Raw genomic sequence first — 14,838 nt, 5'->3', positions numbered from 1 at the left:
TCTTGTGTCATAGAAATGTCACATCTATTGTGTTTTGAATATTGATATTATTTAATTATGCCAACACATTGTGAGAGCGTGCTGAATAGAGTTTTTGTTGTTTGCTGTTATGATGTCCTACGAGCTTTATCATAAGGATCACCAGGATGGAAAAAACTATGTATGTCGTCAGTGCCTGCCTTATTGGAGAGGCATGTCGCTACAACGGAGAAGCGAGCCTACATCCTTTGGTCAAGGAGCTTGTCGACAAAGGGCAAGTGTTGGCCGTATGCCCCGAGGTATTAGGTGGCCTGTCCATTCCCAGACCAGCCTGCGAAATTTCTGGCGATCGTGTTATAACGCATGATGGACTAGATCTGACCGATGCGTACAAAGAGGGAGCGAAAAAAGCTTTGGATATGGCCTTGGACGCCGGTTGTTCCCGGGCAGTGGTCAAATCACGGTCCCCTTCATGCGGAAAAGGCGTCGTGTACGACGGATCATTTTCCGGTCGACTTATACCGGGAAATGGTGTGTTTGCTGAGATGCTTGTAGAATTTGGTATTGAAACCATCACCGAAGATGATTTGGAAGTCATATGGGGATGGGATGAAGATGCGTGATATTGTGTTGAATTCTTGTAGCGCATTTATGCTGATGAAATGCATACAAAAAAAACGGGAGTATACGAACTCCCGTTTTTTTGTATGCATGTATTGCGAAGCCTGTGCAAGGATTGATGTCGCGGACGGGAAAATTACGTTATAAAGATGGAGAGGATTTGTGCGAGCATGGCGCGAGTCGTATACGGTTCGAACAGAAACCACTTGATTATGAGATAGATAAGCGCCAATGAGCTGCAAAAACTCCACGCAAACTTGATAAATTCATACATGGCGCCCTCCTGCGTCTCGTCTTGCAAAGAGAGTATCAGGAAGTGTGCCAAATTATTTTTAGCTACAAAATAGAGGGGTTGGAGTATGTCTTTCGTTTTGTAGACGTTTGATTATTGTTGATGACGCAGTATCTTGCTGAAATGTCGTGAGCCCCAAAAAACACGCGTACCGATAGCCGGTACGCGTGCTGATATTTCAATTGGTTTGAAGGCTATTCCTTCCGTTTGCTCATGAGTTCCACCATGGACTCAAGAACACCGTCTTTCTTTTTTTCCTCGCCAAACTGATACTTCTTGACGGCGTTCATCCCTTTCACACCATCCATCCCGTTCACTTGGGCATACATGGCCGATGGAGCTGGATTGACGATTTGGGATGTAAAGGCCTCGTGGTAAGCCTCTCCGGCTCGCCAATGGAGGCGTTGTTCATCAGCGCAACCGGCAGTCATAACAAGCAGAGCAAGAGAGCAGAGAATAAGCGTTGTTTTCATGACAGATCCTCGTGGCTAGAAATTGCGGGGCATGGTAGGGACGGCATGACCGAATTCTCCGGACATCCCTGCTTTTTTGCCACCCAGGCCGGCCGTCTTCAATGTTTCGGCCAGAATCGTCGGCTCTTCCGTCGGAATACCAAGGTAAAATTCAAGATCATTCGGTGTTCTGAAGTCATCCGTTGGAAGTTTGATATCTTTTTTATAGCCAGGCTGAACCAGATGAACCGTTGCAACAATGACAAGCTCGGTTTCGTTTTCCTGGAATTCGTTACTCTTGAAGAGCATACCAAGGACGGGGACATCACCGAGTACGGGAAAACGGCTGGCCGCATCACGACCGGTTTCCTTGATGAGCCCAGCCAGTGCGAACGTTTGCCCGTCGTTCATTTCGACAACGCTTGACGCACGCCGTGTATTAAGACCGGGAATGATATTTCCATTCAATGTGATGGTGTTGTTGTAATCCAGTTCCGAGACTTCAGGACTGATTTTCATGGAAATACGTGAATCCGTCAGGACAGTCGGGGTAAATTGCAGGCCGACGCCAAACGGTTTGTACTCGATGGAAATTGTGCCAAATCCTTGCGGAATGGGAACAGGAATTTCACCACCTGCCAGAAACTTGGCCGTCTCACCACTCAGGCAAACGAGCGTTGGCTTTGCCAGAATTTTGACCAGTCCGTTTTCTTTGAGGATGTCAATAAAACCCGTCCATGTTCCATTGTTGGTATTGCCGTAGTTCGTATTGACTCGAAAGGCGGCATTGGCACTTTGCGCTGAGATACTCGGATTAATGGAGTTCGGAGTAACCTGCCCGGCCTGGTATTGTTGCAAGGGCAGAAGGGTATTTCCTGAACTGTCTTCAGCATAGAAATAGTTGGGAACGGCCGAGACGATGTCGAAGACTTCCGTTGCTGGTGTGGTCAGGCCACCGAGCATGGATAACAGAAAGTCTCCTTCCGAAAAGTAGTTGAAGTTCATCTTCATACGCTTGAGAAGGTTGCGTTGCATTTCGGCAACACGAACTTCAAGCATGACTTGCTGGACACCACCGACACTGAGCAAATTGATAACTTTTTTGGGAGCGTAAACTTCAGCCAAAGACGCGAGTTTGGTCAAATTGTTGGAATTGCGTACCGTTCCGGACAACGCAATGGCATCATTGGTCGCAATGACTTTGACCCCATCTTCTTCAGGCAGTGCTTGCTGGATAATGCGTTCAAGTCGTGCGACGTCCGGTGCGACAACAAGGTCGAAAATTTGCGTGATGCGGTCGTTTTTATCCCACAAAGTCAAATTCGTGACACCAGGAGCTTTGCCCGTAACATACACTTGTGTTGGGGAAAGCAGTACAAAGTCGGCGATCTCCGGTTGGGCAACAGAAACTCGGCCCAGGGTCTTTCGTGACTTGAGGATGATTGATTTCCCCATGGAAATATCGAGAGACGGCGGGTTCTGAATGGAATGAACGGCTTTTTGCGCATGGGCCGGTGTGGCTGATACAAACAAAAGCAGCGTGCAGACGAGAATCCATGCCGGTCGGGGTCTTTGGTTCGAGTATGTATGTATGCTCATGACAGCTCCCCACTATTGTAACGTGATGGTTTCGACTTCCGTTCCACGGATCGACTGTGCCTCGAATGACGGTGCCTCGACCTTAACGTTGGTTGCTTCCTCAGGAGTTTCTTTCTGGGCGATTTTTACGTCACCCCGATAGGCGCCGAGTGTTTTTGCAATGTCTGCGCCTTCCGTTGTAACTTGTTGGAGATCCTGAGGGTTTCTGAGCGCAAAATGGATCGTTCCTTCTGTTGCGGCCAGAGCGAGTTGTTCTGATTCCTCGGGGGTGAGTTCCAGGGTATATGTATCAACGGAAGAAACTTGACCGGACTCGCTTTTTTCAAGTTCCTGCCCGGTGGCAATGACGAGGATGTTTTCCAACACCGTTTTTGTGATGCGGCTGTTGGGGTCTTCCGGATTATTGACGGTCATAAGAACGTCAACAGTGTTGCCTGGAGCGACCAAACCGGAAAGTCCGAGAACTTTATTGCCCTTGACGGCCATGGCCCGTTTTCCTGGTGTGATGAATGCATCCAGACTGCCCGCTTTGATGCCTTCCGGGAGGAGTTTATTCTCCGTGACAGGGTCAAGTGGAGACAGACCGATTCCAGCGACACGACCAATGGCGTCTTTGATGTCGGTAAAACCGCCTTCGGGAACACTTTGAGGAAAATACGGCGCAACCGTGAGGAATTGTTCTGTCAGTTTTTCGCCCCGTTTAATCGGTGCGGCAGCCACAACAACATCGATCGCTTTTTCTGTCGGTGCGGCCTGTTCTACCTCGACTTTCTTTTGTCCGGCGTTCTTGAGCCATGACAATGTCACGACTCCCGCTCCAAGAGCCAGAACGAGCGCCAGGACAAGATGCAAGACTGCACGTGATTTAGCCACGAACCACCCTCCTTGGCGATCCCGGCGTCGTCTATAACGCCGAAACAACGAGATGAAGTGTCAACCCAGTATAACGCAGGACATAGCGTCGGATGTTCGACACAAAGTCCGTTGGATGGGGAGTTTGCAAGGAGTGTGCAAAAGAGTGCTAAAAAAAGGTGGAAAGCTCCATAGGGGCTTTTCCCCAATATTGCCACGCCATGGTTGCAACGGCGCCAAGACCGATGGCCGGCCCATAGCAAAAACGACCGAACCATGTGTCGACGCGACTTTGGGACGGAGCAAGATGAGGAAAAAACAAAGGAAGCTTTTCGCGTTTGGCAGACAACATACGCAATATAAGAAAAATTATTGCAATGACGCCACCGGCCAAACTGGTGAAGATAAAGACGGTCAAAAGCCAAGACGTTCCCAACGCTGCCCCAACAACGCCCATAAGTTTGACGTCTCCAGCGCCCATGACGTGGAGCAGGTAGGGAAAAAACAAGACCGTCATCCCGGCAACCAGTCCAATCGCCGATGTTTTCAATCCGAATACGCCAGCAAAAATGAAATGCACAAGAAGAAAGACAAGCATGGAGGGGTAGGTCAATAGATTGGGAATCCGGCGTGATGTGATATCCGAATATGATGCCGTCATCGCGACGAGAAAGAGAAGGCCAAAAACACATGCACGATGAATCGGATCAATGAAAAGCATGAGGTCATCCTTGTTGCAGAGAGGAAAACGTATATTGTTACGGAAGTGTACGGTCTTTCCTGGTTTCTGCCAAGAGGAGGGCACATTGTCAGTGCAATCCGTTTTCTGTGGATTGGCAGGACACGCAATATGGATTTGACCTCAAGGCTTCATGAGGGAAGCCTTGAGGAAAATAGTGAGGTTAGGTTGGCCAATGTTTATCAGCCAACATTTTGGCACGTATAGCGACTTCTGCAAGTTCTGGTTTGGATATCTGGTCGTCGGCTCCTACTGATTCACCTTTGTGGCGCAAACCTTCAGTGATGAGCGACGAAAAAAGAATGACCGGAATATTGGAGAGAAAGGGATCGTCCTTGATCTTCTTGGTTAAGGTATGCCCATCCATGGCAGGCATTTCAATGTCTGAAACAACAAGGTGGACATAGTCGGAGATCGGGCGGTTGTTTTGGACTGCGCGTTCTTTCCACTCCATGAGTTTATCCCATGCCATCTTGCCGTTGATCGTTCGTTCCACTTCAAAGCCGGCTGTTTCCAGGGAATGGCCAATCATGTGACGAATTGTCGAAGAGTCGTCGGCAATCAGCGTTTTATAATGGACTTCGGCTTCCGAGGACGTTTCCGGAGAGGGAGGGATCGTTCCAACAGCAAGATTGGGATTGAGGTCAGCGATAATTTTTTCCATGTCCAGAATAAAAAGAATCCGGTCCTCCATACGAACCACACCGGTGATACATCCCTCGGCGTAGGTTTGCATATTGATGTCCGGTGGCTCGATACGTTCCCAACTCAAGCGGTAGATGCGCGTCACTCCGGAAACGAGAAACGCGTTCACTACACGGTTGAACTCCGTGACAATGACTTTGGGAGTATCGGTTTCCACCGGCGTTTTTCCCAACCAGGCGCATAAGTCGATAAGCGCAATGATGTTATTGCGCATATTGAACGTACCCATAACGGCTGGATGAAAATGCCCTGGCAAGGCTGTGACACGGGGGAGTCGAATGATTTCGAGAACTTTGGCGACATTGACGCCGTAATGGCCTGTGTGTTCTTTTCCCTCGTCATCGATTTCTTTGATGAGAAATTCGATGATTTCCAGCTCATTCGTTCCTGATTCTAAAAGAATATCGCTCGGAGTCATACATCTTCTCGCATTCCGTTCGAGGTTATGCTGGTCGTCGCCGGCTTGTAAGACGCTCTCATAGCCTGTTTTCGGGAAAACAGGCTAAATATGACAAGAAAAAGCTTAAATGTCACATTCTGTCATAGCGTTGACGTATCGTGCTCTTTGTGGCGCGACAATAGAAAAAACGATTGATTTCAAATACAATGCAACACTACATCGCTTGTCGTTTTGTCGGTGAAAAAATTTCGTCCCAATTCATTTTTGCCGTGACCTGCATGACCACAAAGAGACTTACAATGGCAAGTATCGTGATGATGAGGCCTGTATACCCTTTGTAAAAGAAGGAGTAGGAAAAGAAAATGAGATACACGAGCTGGGCAAGTCCAATTTCCATGAGTCCTCGGGGGGTGCTGACAAGAAGCCGTGTGTAAGACATAACAAGCAGCATGGATACCGCCGAGGAAATGGCGAAAGCGGTATGGATGCTCATGTGATCGACAAGGTAAGCTAATAAGAGGTGGAAACTGAAGAATGAACATCCGATAAAGAAGTAATGCATGGGATGTAGCGACCAATTTTGTACCAGACTGAGAATAAACAGTATAAAGAAGAAAAAGAACAGCGAGATAGGCGCAGCAAAACTGACTTTGGCCACCCAGGGGCCGGGATCAAGTTTGGTGGGCATGACAAGCCCCATGTTGGAGCCGGTCAAGAGATTGGAAAAACCCCACGTTAAACGCCAGCCGTGATCGAGAGATTCCTTCTTCGTTGGAGACATTCCCGTATCAGGAAAATCGACAGCATTGAAATCCGTGGTCATTGTCAGGATGAAGTCACGAACTTGTGTTACGCCGTTTCCGGGAATGTAGGTCCATGATTCGAGGCCGCGTGAAGCAAAGTCGATGCCGACCGTCATGCTGTCTCCAGGTTCAAGCCGTTGCTCCACGCGAAAGTACCCATTTTGTACTTTGACGCTTTCCTGAATTTTTCCATTCAGATTCACCTGAAAATCATCAAAGATTCCTTCGCTATCCGGAAAATTAAAGTCAAAGAGCAGCCTGTGCTCAGCATCTGTTGTATTGATGACCGCATATTCGGCTGCAAATTTTGTTGTGTATGTGGCGTACCATTTTAAACCTTTTCGCCGTGGTGTCAGTTGGATGTCGATGTTGATACGTGACCTGCTCAACATGAGATCCACTTCGCGCTCTGTCTCATGGATAATCGTTGTTCCATCGGAGTTCGTCGTTTCTGTTGCAACTGGTTCCGTATAGAAAACGTGCGGTGCATATTGTCGTTGCGGTGCTCCCCAAAGCGAATCAACCGCCGAACGCAATCCGTTTTCGACATCGTCGGCACGAAACGATGCTCCTATGCCGAGTGCAATCCATGCCAAGCTGATGCCAGCGTAGATAATAAAAATAGCAATGATGCGACGGATCATATCGTTTCTCGTTGGGCTACTGTGTTGTTGCGGAGTGCGACATAATTCCAAAATCGAGAATCGCTGTAAACGTACTTCCTTTACCCAAAGCACTTGTAATGGTTAAACGCCCTTGCATGAGTTCTACAAGTCGGGCGGCTATTGAAAGAGTTAAACCTGTCCCGTCGTATTTGCGGGTTTTGACGTCATCGGCCTGAACAAATGGTTCTAAAATACGTTGTTGATCGGTCTCGCTGATCCCTATGCCCGTGTCTGTGACTGAGAACGCAAGGCGAACATGCCGTGGTGCAAGGGGCAGGGGATCTCTCTCATCAGGGGGGATGCGTTGGATGTGAATATGCAGTGTTCCTTCTTCGGTGAATTTGACAGCATTCTCTACCAAATGAGACAGAATTTGATGGAGTTTACCGACATCGCCAACAACAGATTCGGGGACATCGGGGTCAACATCTGTCGTCAGCTCAAGCCCTTTTTGTTCAATGGCAGCACTGAGTGTCGTTGCAATGGTTTGAACGACGAAGGCTGGCGAAAAGGAGATGGATTCGAGTTCTTCCTTTAGAGAAGACATCCTCGAAAATTCAAGAATACGATTGATGAGATTGAGTAAGAGTTTGCTCGACGACCTCAGGGAGTCCACATATTCACTCTGCTCGTCACTGAGCGCTGTCGTCTCAAGAAGTTCCACCATGCCGAGAACGCCGTTCATTGGGGTGCGGAGTTCATGACTCATCGTGGCGAGAAATGTTGTTTTGGCTTTATCTGACAGTTCGGCTTGCTGCTTGGCTTGGGTGAGCTCTTCTTCAGCAAGGCGGCTTTCGAGAAATGCTGAGACCATTTCCGCCGCTGTTGTGAGGAATCGTTGACGGCTTTCAGCCCAAGTCGTTGTGCGTTGATCATCGAAAAAACAGAGAATCCCATACCATTGGGAACGTACAAATAAAGGGCATAATACACCGCTTCCAGTATTTCCTAAAAGGTGTCCAACGGTGCTGTTGTGGGCACGAGTCAAAACGACACGGTGGCCGGAAGAGAGGTCGCGACGTATAACGGGGTCGAGATTGGCATAGGAGAAGTCGATTGCTTCATTGAACTCGTTGGAATGTCTGAGTCCGCGGTTCGATCGAAGTTGAATAAATATTTTGGCTGTTGGAATGCTATGGTCGGACTCTTCATTATAATAGAGCACCGTCCTATCGAGTTCGGCTGCGTCGAGAATGAGAGAGAGTGTTTGAGGTAAGGTGGTCTTTGTTTCCATAGACGATGTGGAAAGTAGATTGGTCGCGCAGGCGAGTAACGTCACTTCATACCGAAGGCGTAGCCCCAAATCGGCTTCCATATTTTTACGTACGGTAATGTCTCGGGTGACTCCCAAGAAGACCGGAGAGGCGGTGTCTTCCGAAATCAACGGGGTGAGGAGTGTTTCCGTCCAGACGGGCAGCATACCGGGGCCGGGGACCTCAAGCTCTAATCGATGCCCTGAATGTGAGGAAGTGGGGGCGTCTGGGAGAGGTATACGCATTTGTGTCAGGACATTCCGAAATATGGGACGTGACTGCGGCATTAACAATTCTTCAAAGGAATGTCCGGTCATGCTTGAGACGGATTGCGTGGTCTGACCGAAAAGTCGATCAGCTGAAGGGCTGATATACTGGATATGACCAGATGCATCGATACTCCAAATGACATCGTCTGCATTTTCAGCCAACAATCGGTAGTTTCGTTCGCTTTCACGGAGTGCCGTTTCCACTGCATGCCGTTTACGTTCTGCTCGATAGTTTTCCAGGTGCAAGGCAAGAATCGGGGCAATGTATCCGGCGATAACTTCAAAAAGTTCTACATCCTCTTGGTCGTACCCGTTGTACTTATTAGCTACGGCAAGTTGTCCAACAAGTCTTTCCTGATGAATGATCGGTGCCACCAGGGCATTATCGAGGTGGATATGTCCGTTGGGCAGACGTGCTCGGGCTATCTCCGTGTAAACCTGTGGAGATATTCTTTGCTCTTGCCAGTGCGTGCAACACATTGTGTTCGGTGTGATGTCTGGTGCCGTATGGCAGGCAGGCTTTTGCTGTTTATCCAATGTCGGGCATTCAAGGTCGCCGTGCTCATTGATATATCCGAAATATCCATGTTTGCTTTGGAGCGCATGAAGGACAACAGCCAAGACTTGCACGTAGATTTCATCAGTTTTTGTTGCCAAAAAAGCATTGGCTATGCGTCTGGTGATACTCAAATGACGACGGGAGCGGAGCAGGGAGGCTTCATTCTTCAAAATGGAGCGGGAAAAAAGCCAAGCAAGAGGAACACCAAGAACAAAAGTCACAACACCGAAAAGGAGAATCAGGACAAAAGCCGAGCGGCTCGCCGTTTTTGTCGCAACCAGCTCTTGATTGATGTTTTGATCCAGGACAACACTCAATTTTCGGTCTATCATCGTGTCGAGCCGTGTTCTCTTTTCATCGAATTTTTCAAATAGTCGGTGAATGTCCAGCGTTTGAGATATAATCGTCCTGCCTTTATCGACAGCGTCGTTTTTGAGTGCGAGCAGCGACATGAATTGGCGATATGTCTTTGGTGTCGCCAAGTTGAGACGGAGGGGAGGGGTAATTTGCTCGATAGCCTTGACTCGTTCATAAAATTCCATGCGTGCAGTGTTGTGCGAGATATCTATGGTTGCATGGAGGGCAAGAAACATGTCGTCTATTGCATGGAGTACTTCATCGATATGTAATTGTGTTTGGCGTGCTTCATCCTGAGATGCGCCTATAGTTTTCTTCAGGCTTTGAGCTTTTTCGTATAATGCGGCACGGACTTCTTGAAGAGACTTGAGGTCTTTGTTGCGATTGTCAACGAGTTGTATGATTTTACTTGCTGTTCTAACAAAAGATTGAAATTCTGTTTGGATATCTTTAGCAATATTTTGAAGTGAAGTTGATCGACTTATAGAGATGATACACTCTATATTTTGTGCGTATTCTACAGATGATGAGTGTATCTTGTTCCAATCTTTTTTGTTGTGACTTCGTATATAGTTCGATGTTGATGACGTGACTTGTTCTGCATTGAATTTTAATTCATATATGCTTTTTTCTACAGGGATATCAGAGTGGATAAATGTGTCAAACTGGTCGTTGAATAATACTATGCGTTGGCTCGTTGCAACAAGAATAAAAAATATGACAGTAAATATAAGGCCAAACCCAAGAAAAAGCCGATGCTTTATCGATGAACGCATTATGCGCCGAGCTGACGTCGTACTTCTTTCTCGGGAATCTTCAGACACAGTGGGAGCCGTCTTGTTTTGGGTTGTGATATTGCATCGTTTCTTCAGAGATGATGCCTTGTCGTATAGCATGGTCTTGCGTACAAGAAAACAAAAAGGCCGGTTGGATAAACCGGCCTTTTTTCAAGGGAAGAACCCTTGGCATTGTGCGAGGATAAACGTGGTGTCGCTACGTCGTTCTCGTGGCGCTATCGCGGGGCAGTCATTATTATTTGACGGCTTCTTTGAGGTCTTTTCCCGGCGCGAATTTGACGGATTTGCGAGCTGCAATTTGAATTGGTTCGCCTGTGCGAGGATTGCGGCCGGTGCGAGCGGCTTGCTCTTTGCTTGAGAACGTGCCGAACCCTGTCAGGGTGACTTTTCCGCCAGCGACAAGTTCATCTTCAATGGCCTGCAAGAGGGCATCGAGACCGCGGCCGGCTTCAGCTTTGCTCAACTGAGCGCTTTGAGCCATTTTCGTAACGAGATCATCTTTTGTCATGGAACGTATCCTCCAGAAGTAATGTGAACAGGCCGTTAGCACCGCTTTGGCAATCTGTAAAGACGAGATGCGGGCTATCCTCTTTCTTGGTTTATTCGAGCAACTCGGCCAGACGTGTGATGGCATGAGCTGCGCTTTGAAATTTTATCTCCTGCCGATCTCCCCCCAAATGATATACATCGCTGATGTGTCGCTCTCCAATATCCCAGGCTATCCAAACGGTGCCGACTGGTTTTTCCGGAGTTCCCCCGGTTGGGCCGGCAACGCCCGATAGAGCAAAGCTCACATCCGCTTGCATTGTACGACGCACACCAGCAGCCATTGCCAGAACCGTCTCACTGCTGACAGCTCCATGTTCTATCAGAATCGATTCGGCAACGCCAAGGATGTTAGTCTTTATTTGGTTGGCGTAGGCAACAATACCTCCGACAAACCAACGGGACGAGCCCGAAATGTCGGTCAGAAGACTCGCAGCCAGACCGCCTGTACAAGATTCAGCACACGACAGAGTAAGGCCTCGTTCGACAAGTCGATCACCGAGGAGACCAATAGTGTATTCAAGTTCGCGTTGTGTTATCATAACTAGCATCGTAAATGGTTAGCTTTTTCGGAACGGAGTTCGTATTGCCTGCATTCGTCTTCGGGATCAAGGGGAAAACATCGCATTTTCTTCTGTTTTTCCTGTCAAGACGTTGAAAATGGTTGTGTTGAACGCTTCATCATACCGTGTTCACTCTCTTGACGCATGCTTGAAAACGCGAGTAAGACCGCGCCGAACACACGTTGAATTGCAGCAGCAAGCGACTCTATACTACAACAAGGAGACACGTCGTGCTCGACGTCAAATTCGTCAGAAACAATATTGAGGCGGTCAAAGACGCCCTGGCCCGGCGAGGAGGCGCAGGCGTCAATATGGACGAATTCGCCCAAATCGATGCCAAACGGCGCGCTCTTTTGACCGAGGTGGAAACCCTCAAAAGCGAACGTAACGCCGCATCCGCCGAAGTTGCTAAAAAAAAGCGGGCCAAGGAAGACGCTTCCGATATCATCGCGAGTATGGGGGATTTGTCTGCGCGAATCAAGGCTCTTGATGAAGAACTCAAGGGCGTTGACGAGGCCGTCTCCCAGTTGCTGATGGCCATTCCAAATATGCCCCACGCGAGTGTTCCCGATGGGACCGATGAAAATGACAACCCCGTTGTTCGTGTTGTCGGCGAAATTCCGGAGGCGCAGGACGATGCCCCCAATCACTGGGAGGTGGGAGAACGCCTTGCCGGTCTTGATTTCGAGCGTGCAGCAAAAATTACAGGCAGCCGTTTTTGTGTGTCTCGGGGCTGGGCCGCAGCAATGGAACGTGCTCTGGCCAACTTTATGCTCGATATGCAAACGGTCGAACACGGCTACACGGAAGTATTGCCCCCTGCTATCGTCAACAGCGATAGCCTTTATGGCACAGGGCAACTTCCTAAGTTTGCAGAAGATCTTTTTCGTCTCGATTTCAAAGATTTTTATCTCATACCCACAGCCGAAGTTCCACTCACCAATCTGCATCGTGATGAAACGCTTGACGAAGCGGATCTTCCCATTACGTATTGCGCGCATACACCCTGTTTTCGATCCGAAGCCGGTTCCTATGGAAAAGATACGCGCGGTCTGATTCGGCAACATCAATTCAACAAGGTCGAGCTTGTCCGGTTTGTCCATCCGGATACATCGTATGATGAGCTTGAGCGGCTTACCGGCCACGCCGAAGCCATTCTTCAACGACTTGACTTGCCGTACCGGGTTGTTGCCTTGTGCGCCGGTGATATCGGCTTTTCCGCTGCAAAGACATACGATCTCGAAGTCTATTTGCCCGGTCAGAAGAAATATCGTGAAATTTCGTCTTGTTCCAACTTCGAGGATTTTCAGGCTCGTCGAGCCGGCATCCGTTTTCGTCCTTCTGGTTCCAAGAAAACGAGCCTTGTCCACACTCTGAATGGATCAGGTTTGGCCGTTGGCAGAACGCTTGTCGCGGTTATTGAAAACTATGTGCAAAAAGACGGTTCTCTGGTCATTCCAGAAGTGCTTCGTCCCTATATGCATGGTCGCGAAGTCATCGAACCCCAAGGGTAGTCGTCAGATATATGGGGTAGGCGGTCAGAACCAGGACGGGAGAATGTTTTCCCGCGCTGCTTCTGGCCGTCTCCTTTTGGTTGGCAGAAGAGGGGGCCTTTGGTCGCTTCTTAGAGGAAAAGAGAGCAAATATTATGAGGCAATAAGCGTCGCGGCTTCGAGGAGGTTGCCATCAGGGTCGCGGAAATAGATGCTGAGCATAGGGCCATTTGCTCCGTTTCGTTGGACCGGGCCTTCGATGATGTCGATATATTCTTTTGCAAGGCGAGATGTCAGGTCATCAATGGTCTCATCAATGAGAAAACACAGATCGGCCGAACCCGGGAGAGGATATTGGGCTTTGGGCTCGAATTCGGCTCTGTGTTGATGAAGATTGATTTTCTGATTTCCGAAATGGAGCGAGACGCGTCCCGATGACGTCTTTCGGACTTCAAGCCCAAGTAGGGTATTATAAAATTGGGCGGTGCGATTGATATCGGCAACCGTTAGAACAAGATGGTCAAGATGTATTGCTGGCATAGAACATACCTTTCCAGAGCCGTTTTTTATAACTCCTTAAGTGGTTATGGTGTTTTAGGAGGACGTGCCTGTTTGTCTTTTTGGGGCACGGACTTATATTTGTTGACTATTGACTCTCTGTATTGCGAGAAATCGGCGTCATTTTGATGATGAAGAGCCTCAAAATAGGCCCGCATTTTTTGTTCCTCGGCGCTCAACGTCTCGCTAGGCCGCGTGTCGGCTGTCGGAGTGAGGGGAGTGGCTTCACCTGTGACAGCTGGCGGAGGCGGAGGAGTGGATTGCATGGATTGTCCAGACGACATGCAGGGCATGCCAAGCAGTGTAAGCAGGGCAAAGAGTAGGTATTTTTTTCGCATGGCCGCTTCTAACGTTAAGTTTGGGGAAAAAGCCAGCGAGATTTTTTTCTAATTATATTAAGAGATTCGAGAGAGAAAAATGCTTCACAATGAAATGGTGGACGAGTATCTGCCAGAAACGGTTCGTGCAGCCCTGATTCGCGGGCAATCCCTGTTGGATATTCACAATCCGGGCAAAGAACGCACCTTGCATTGTCGGGCCGTCGCTCGGCTCGCCGTTGCCATGGCACTGGCCTTGAGTGATGCCGGCGCCGGTATTGATGTTGAATTGGTTGCCGAATCCGCCGTGGTGCATGATATCGCCAAAGGGAAACCGAATCATGCCGCGTCCGGTGCAGCACTTTTGCGTTCTTTAGGACGATCCGATTTGGCACATATCGTGGCGGACCATGTTGATTTCACATCATTTACCGGCCCTATAACCGAAGCCGAAATTGTTTGTTTGGCTGATAAACTCGTTGCATCGGATGAATACGTTGGTTTGGAAAAGCGGTTTTCGCAAAAGCTCGCTCGATTTGGCGATACGCCTGAAGCCCGTGAGGCCGTAGCGGGGCGGCGTGATCGTGCCGAGATCGCACTCTCTCGCTTTGAGAATGCTGCAGCAATGCGTATTGATTCGCTTGTTACCCGTACGGCCATTCATGGTGATCGGTTCCATGAATTCGTTCTTGTCTCGACGCGATAAATCGGTTCTGCTAGGGCGTGTTTCTAAATTACCGCAACCAGATGAGACATGAGGCGATAGTAACCATTGCCAAGAAAGTCATCTGCAATTTTTCGTAACGAGTAGCGATTCGTCTAAACTCTTTGAGCTTGCAAAAAAAGCACTCTACGAGATGTCGTTCTTTGTAAATGTGCTTGTCGTATTTCCGCTGGTTGCGACGATTCTTTTTGGGCGGAATAACAGGCTTGGCATTCTGTCCGATAATGAGACTTATGAAGCTGTTGCAGTCATAAGCCTTGTCGGCGGCTACAAATTCAGCCTGAAGTCCCTGAAT

General features: G+C 48.6%; 16 protein-coding genes. 3 read left to right on the top strand and 13 right to left on the bottom strand.

The annotated features are described in order from the left end of the window. Positions 1 to 146 precede the first annotated feature (146 nt). The gene (locus G451_RS0110675; RefSeq protein WP_027184245.1) at positions 147 to 602 is read left to right on the top strand and encodes a 2-thiouracil desulfurase family protein; all 456 of its coding nucleotides are present in this window, start codon (positions 147 to 149) and stop codon (positions 600 to 602) included. 134 nt (positions 603 to 736) lie between these two features. On the opposite strand, the gene G451_RS34110 is transcribed toward G451_RS0110675, so the two are convergent. From G451_RS34110 to G451_RS0110625, 10 genes are all read right to left on the bottom strand, one after another. Further along, a complete protein-coding gene (locus G451_RS34110) occupies positions 737 to 874 on the bottom strand; it encodes a hypothetical protein (RefSeq protein ID WP_156921595.1) in 138 nt (45 codons plus the stop codon). Between the two features lie 212 nt (positions 875 to 1,086). Beyond that, on the bottom strand, positions 1,087 to 1,365 hold the full coding sequence (locus tag G451_RS0110665; RefSeq protein ID WP_027184244.1) for a hypothetical protein: 279 nt from the start codon (positions 1,363 to 1,365) through the stop codon (positions 1,087 to 1,089). Positions 1,366 to 1,380: 15 nt separating this feature from the next. Continuing rightward, positions 1,381 to 2,943, bottom strand: a complete 1,563-nt coding sequence (locus tag G451_RS0110660; protein ID WP_051261382.1) for a type II and III secretion system protein family protein — start codon at positions 2,941 to 2,943, stop codon at positions 1,381 to 1,383. Between the two features lie 12 nt (positions 2,944 to 2,955). Then, positions 2,956 to 3,816: a Flp pilus assembly protein CpaB gene (gene cpaB / locus G451_RS28835; RefSeq protein WP_051261381.1), complete on the bottom strand. Its 861-nt coding sequence runs from the start codon at positions 3,814 to 3,816 to the stop codon at positions 2,956 to 2,958. A 148-nt stretch (positions 3,817 to 3,964) separates the two neighbouring features. Continuing rightward, positions 3,965 to 4,516, bottom strand: coding sequence for an A24 family peptidase (locus G451_RS32655; protein WP_051261380.1), 552 nt, complete (start codon positions 4,514 to 4,516; stop codon positions 3,965 to 3,967). A 181-nt stretch (positions 4,517 to 4,697) separates the two neighbouring features. After that, entirely contained in the window at positions 4,698 to 5,657 is a 960-nt protein-coding gene (locus G451_RS0110645) for a chemotaxis protein (protein WP_027184242.1), read from the bottom strand. A 196-nt stretch (positions 5,658 to 5,853) separates the two neighbouring features. After that, a complete protein-coding gene (locus G451_RS0110640; protein ID WP_027184241.1) occupies positions 5,854 to 7,086 on the bottom strand; it encodes an inner membrane CreD family protein in 1,233 nt (410 codons plus the stop codon). A gap of 16 nt (positions 7,087 to 7,102) precedes the next feature. Continuing rightward, positions 7,103 to 10,441, bottom strand: coding sequence for an ATP-binding protein (locus G451_RS32650; protein ID WP_084448503.1), 3,339 nt, complete (start codon positions 10,439 to 10,441; stop codon positions 7,103 to 7,105). Positions 10,442 to 10,577: 136 nt separating this feature from the next. Next, the gene (locus G451_RS0110630; protein WP_027184239.1) at positions 10,578 to 10,850 is read right to left on the bottom strand and encodes an HU family DNA-binding protein; all 273 of its coding nucleotides are present in this window, start codon (positions 10,848 to 10,850) and stop codon (positions 10,578 to 10,580) included. 91 nt (positions 10,851 to 10,941) lie between these two features. Continuing rightward, positions 10,942 to 11,430 (bottom strand): CinA family protein, encoded by a 489-nt coding sequence (locus tag G451_RS0110625; RefSeq protein ID WP_034641768.1) that lies wholly within the window; start codon positions 11,428 to 11,430, stop codon positions 10,942 to 10,944. A gap of 251 nt (positions 11,431 to 11,681) precedes the next feature. On the opposite strand from G451_RS0110625, the gene serS reads away from it, so the two are divergent. Next, positions 11,682 to 12,965 carry a serine--tRNA ligase gene (gene serS / locus G451_RS0110620; RefSeq protein WP_027184237.1) on the top strand — a complete coding sequence of 428 codons (1,284 nt, stop codon included), beginning with the start codon at positions 11,682 to 11,684 and terminating at the stop codon, positions 12,963 to 12,965. Positions 12,966 to 13,097: 132 nt separating this feature from the next. Here serS and G451_RS0110615 read toward each other — a convergent pair whose 3' ends face one another. Both G451_RS0110615 and G451_RS0110610 read right to left on the bottom strand, forming a co-directional pair. Further along, entirely contained in the window at positions 13,098 to 13,484 is a 387-nt protein-coding gene (locus G451_RS0110615) for a VOC family protein (protein WP_027184236.1), read from the bottom strand. 44 nt (positions 13,485 to 13,528) lie between these two features. Beyond that, on the bottom strand, positions 13,529 to 13,840 hold the full coding sequence (locus G451_RS0110610) for a hypothetical protein (RefSeq protein ID WP_156921593.1): 312 nt from the start codon (positions 13,838 to 13,840) through the stop codon (positions 13,529 to 13,531). A 79-nt stretch (positions 13,841 to 13,919) separates the two neighbouring features. On the opposite strand from G451_RS0110610, the gene G451_RS28820 reads away from it, so the two are divergent. Further along, positions 13,920 to 14,525, top strand: a complete 606-nt coding sequence (locus tag G451_RS28820; protein WP_027184234.1) for an HD domain-containing protein — start codon at positions 13,920 to 13,922, stop codon at positions 14,523 to 14,525. A gap of 28 nt (positions 14,526 to 14,553) precedes the next feature. Here the strand turns inward: G451_RS28820 and G451_RS28815 are convergent. Next, the coding region (locus tag G451_RS28815) for an IS5/IS1182 family transposase (protein ID WP_034641766.1) at positions 14,554 to 14,838 on the bottom strand (285 nt) is incomplete at its 5' end.

The sequence above is a fragment of the Desulfovibrio inopinatus DSM 10711 genome (genome assembly GCF_000429305.1).
In the GTDB taxonomy this organism is placed as follows: domain Bacteria; phylum Desulfobacterota; class Desulfovibrionia; order Desulfovibrionales; family Desulfovibrionaceae; genus Alteridesulfovibrio; species Alteridesulfovibrio inopinatus.
This window is presented reverse-complemented; position numbering and strand designations above follow the sequence as displayed.